A 4,232-nucleotide genomic window follows, 5' to 3' on the forward strand; every position below is an offset into this window, starting at 1 on the left:
CACTTAGCTAAATCTTTGTTTTTGTATTTATTTTTTCTTTTTTTAAATGCCAAATCAAAGATTTGGCGGACTTAGCAAATACACCCAAGCCATTGGTTTAAGCACTTATTAGCTATGTTTTATATACATTGTTACCCAACGTACATCATTCAATCACAATTTTTTCAGTTACGTTTCCTTGGTTAGTTTCAATTTTAAGTAAATAGTTACCTGCCGAAAATTCACAGACTTTTAAGATTCTTTCTGTACTCTTGTAAGTTTTCACTAATCTACCATTTATATCATAGAGATTTAAGTTGTTAACCTGTAAATCGTTTGGTATTTCAAGTTGAACTTTATCTTTTGAAGGAATAGGATAGATTTTAATTTTTTTTTCTAAATTTTCGTTTTCATTAATGCTCAATACACCACCATTTTCTGTTTTGTATAATAAGCCATTATCCCCTAAAACAAAACCTAAATTATCATTGATAAAATAGATATTTCTTTTTTGGGTATTATCTTCTAATAAAGACTGCCAATTTATTAAATTTTGAGTGATAGCAATATTATTAGGTCTAACACTATAAATCGTAGTTTCGTTAATTATTTTAGTAAAATCTGTATCTGCATCATCAGTATTAATTTCCCAAGTTGTACCATTGTCATTACTAAAAATGGTATGATTTGGATATGTATGGTGGATAATTATTTTATCATTAAATGGTTTTATTACAGCATTAGTGCTTTGATTACCTCCGAAACCATCAGGGTAAGCTAGAAGTTCTTGCCAATTTTGGCCATAATCTGAAGATTTGTATATCGTGTCAAATAAATTATTTACGTATATAAGTTCATTGTGATTAACGCCAAAAACACCAACATCAGTAATTATAGTTGAAATGACATTATTAATAATTTTTTTTATTGTCGTTGTCGTTTCTTCAAAATCAAACACATAAATTATATCGTCAGAAAAATACATAGTGTTGGTGTTAAAACTTGGTGTTGATTGAGACCAAGTTGCACCATTATCATTTGATATTATTTGTAAAGGTTGCGAAACTTCATCACGACCATATATATAAATATTAGAACCAATTACAAATATATGATTTAAAGATATATTATTTTGAGAATAAATAATTGACCAAATATTACCGCTATCAGTTGTTTTTAAAATAATTCCTTCCGTAGAGTTAGGTGAACCATAGTAATCACCACCACCAACAATATACCCAATATTTTCATCTACAAAAAAAGCATTGTTTAAACCTGATATTGTAGGAACTGAAACTTCTTCCCATTGTGAAAAAACGTTTATGCTAAAAAGCATAACGAATAAAATTAAAGAATTCTTCATAATTTAAAATTTAAATTCCATCCCGATAAGGACGGGATGGAATTGTTAAAAGGGTTATTCAATTATTAATGTTCTACTATCATACACTTGACCATTACAAACTAAAACAGCGTAATAAATACCTGTATTATAGTTGGCAAGATTTATAGATACATTGCTTTGATTTACATCAAGAATATAATTATTAGTATTACCATAAGGTTGGGTTATCATAATATAAGCAGAATTTGCATTGGTTGCTTTGTAATTAAGAGAAACTTGACCATTAGCTGGATTAGGCGACATACCCAAAATCTCGTATTCTTTAACCTTAATCTCAATTTCGTCATAATCTATGATACCCCCATTGTTTGAAATAACCTCTAATTTATATTTCTTGGTAATTTCTGGCGATACGCTTATATCTAGTCCTGTATAAATTAAATTACCATCTTGGTCGTACCAATTATAAACCGCATTTTCATCGACAGAATAGGCACTAATATCTGCAATTTCGCCTTGTGAAATTTCTTGGTCATCACCTGCATCTGCGTAAAACCCTTCTTTACCTTCCACTTCAATTTTGAAGGTTTCACCACCTATTATTTCTCCTGTGGCTGCATCTCTTTGTATTACGTGAAATTCAAAATCTTTTTGACCAGACATTTGTTTAGATAAAAACCTAAAACAGACATTAAGTAATCTGTATTCATTGGCTTGAAAGTTTAGGTTTTTTAAAGAAGCATTATCCTGATTGATAATAAGTTGCTTTTGTTCTTCTTTATTAACTGTAAGATTTTGCTTTTGCCTTCCGTTAGTGTCACATTTATCCCAAGTTGCATCGTCTAAAGTAACTAAAACTTCTGCTTCTGCTAAAACGGGATTGCCTTTGTAATTTCTTGGAAGTACAAATTCTAAATCAATATTACGAGCTGTTGTATTAAAGTTACCCACAAATACTCCTGTACAAGGATTTGGGGGCTGAATCCCTCCTGGTATTAAATCAACTATGCTTAGGTTTTTCCAGGCAATATTATTATTGTTTTTGGTATTTTGATATACACTACCAGTTACTTCATTTGCCATAGGGTCGTTTGTGGCATCTATTCTTGATAATAAGCAAAAATGATGTGGGTTATCACTTCCTTGTCCAATATTATAATCATCAGGGTTGGGTACATCATTCCACGCAAACTCTACAATAGTCTGATCTTGACCCCCTATTTGTGGAATTGATAGTGTGCCTAATGGCTCTCCAAGAGAAAAACCACCATCATTATCCATACTTCCGTCCCAATGATTTGGCCAAGTAAGGGCTGTATTGGCTTTTGCCCAATATAGCCTTAATTGTTCTGAGCCGAGTGAATTTTGAAAACCACGATTTCTTACTCTCACATATACATAATTTGTTCTTCCATATTCTGGGTTTTGGTGCGATTGGTTTAATACTCCATCTGCTTGGTTGCGCACCCAAATATCTTTACTTGTCCACATAGGACCATCATCAATATTTGGCTCTTCGCCTCGGTCTCTGTAGTACTCTACAACAAATTCATTATCCTTCATATATAAGTCACTTGAAAGTGTAGTTGATTGTGGACAGTTTTGCTCCCATTCTTTCCATTTGTCATCTACTCCTGCGTGCCAAATCCAAAAAATTGCTGCTGCAGGTGATTTAAAATTTAACATTACGCCGCCCATAAATTGGTGTCCTTGATTATGCCAAGGACTTTCAATTTGTCTACTTAGACCGCTTCCTCCACTTTCATCATTATTAGCCGTATAATTTAAAGGATTAAATTGCAAGTCACATAAATCATTATTTGTTCCAGAAATTATAGGCAAAGTTAGGTTATTTGGCAAACTTACAATAGCAGTATCCCAACCATTTGGACTACTGCAACCAGCACTACCTGAAGGAGCATCTGAACAAGTTGAACTCCCACAAAATGGAGATACTCCATTTCCGTTTGGCCCAGCAAATTCAAATTCTGGAGGAGGGAGTACTTCGCCTGTCCATTTAGGTAATGGCACAAATTCAGGATGTCCTTGTGATATTAACCAGTCTTCTAATCGTTCAAGATAAGTTCTATGAAAAGGTAAAAAAGTTAAAGTTATCGTGAATATCATAACTTACTCCCATATGTGTTGTATAATCACAATGTATTTGGATTATCTCTACATCTACAAAATCAATAATTAAATCTGCTAATTCTTCTCTTTGCGAGGAAGAAAAGCTAAATATATCGGGTCTTACTTGTGCTTCTAGTGTTATTGATGATAATGTTGTCATCAATATTGCTATAAATATGTGTTTTATTTTTTTCATTTTAATATGATTTTAAAGTTAATATAAATATTGAAACCATTGTATTCGCATCCATAATTTGTTAAGGAGGAAACAAATGCAAAATATCTAATAACTTTATCCAAAGTTTTAGTTCTGTTTTTCTATGCTTGTAACCGTTTTCCATTTTTTGGTATGTTGGGTAACGTTTGGTATAAGCTTTGTTGCGTTGTTTTAGCAGTAAAGCTGCTAAATAATTACTAACCAAGAAAGTCCGCGAGGACTTTCGTAAGTAAGCAAAAAGCCAGCAATAAAGTTTATACGGTGTTGGGAGCAGGCTTTTTATTCATTCAATGTATATATAAATTCTTTTATTTCTGAAGGTATTTCAGAATTTTCAATTATTCCTATTTCTCTTAAAAGAATTTCACGAATTACAAATTCAAGTAAATTGTTAGCTTTATAAATTTCGCCTGTTTTTAAGCTTTTTTCCTTATGTTCTTCTTCAAGATGAGCGTGATAATTTCTTGTTATTTTTAGTTTTTCTGCAAATTTTTCAACGTCGTCAAATATATTGTTAATGCTTGATTTTTCTAATAAGTTTTTTAGTCTCCATTTTAAAAC

The 4,232-nt window shown here is 31.7% G+C and carries 4 protein-coding genes; all 4 read right to left on the reverse strand.

Annotation, left to right across the window (positions count from 1 at the left end):
* Nucleotides 1-145: 145 nt before the first annotated feature.
* The gene (locus CXF67_RS08410; protein WP_102088354.1) at nt 146-1,342 is read right to left on the reverse strand and encodes a T9SS type A sorting domain-containing protein; all 1,197 of its coding nucleotides are present in this window, start codon (nt 1,340-1,342) and stop codon (nt 146-148) included.
* Nucleotides 1,343-1,396: 54 nt separating this feature from the next.
* On the reverse strand, nt 1,397-3,451 hold the full coding sequence (locus tag CXF67_RS08415; protein ID WP_102088355.1) for a tyrosinase family protein: 2,055 nt from the start codon (nt 3,449-3,451) through the stop codon (nt 1,397-1,399).
* Entirely contained in the window at nt 3,411-3,614 is a 204-nt protein-coding gene (locus CXF67_RS08420) for a hypothetical protein (protein ID WP_145990412.1), read from the reverse strand. Before CXF67_RS08420 ends, CXF67_RS08415 begins: the two co-directional genes overlap by 41 nt.
* Nucleotides 3,615-3,950: 336 nt before the next feature.
* A partial coding sequence (locus tag CXF67_RS18170; protein ID WP_219621025.1) for a HEPN domain-containing protein occupies nt 3,951-4,232 on the reverse strand: 282 nt, incomplete at its 5' end.

It is taken from the genome of Psychroflexus sp. MES1-P1E (assembly GCF_002836055.1).
Classification (GTDB): domain Bacteria; phylum Bacteroidota; class Bacteroidia; order Flavobacteriales; family Flavobacteriaceae; genus Psychroflexus.

Bases quoted from the DNA above. Each gene is read 5' to 3' on its own strand.
- CXF67_RS08420 (WP_145990412.1), bottom strand. From the start codon at position 3,614: ATGACAACATTATCATCAATAACACTAGAAGCACAAGTAAGACCCGAT.
- CXF67_RS08415 (WP_102088355.1), bottom strand. From the start codon at position 3,451: ATGATATTCACGATAACTTTAACTTTTTTACCTTTTCATAGAACTTAT.
- CXF67_RS08410 (WP_102088354.1), bottom strand. From the start codon at position 1,342: ATGAAGAATTCTTTAATTTTATTCGTTATGCTTTTTAGCATAAACGTT.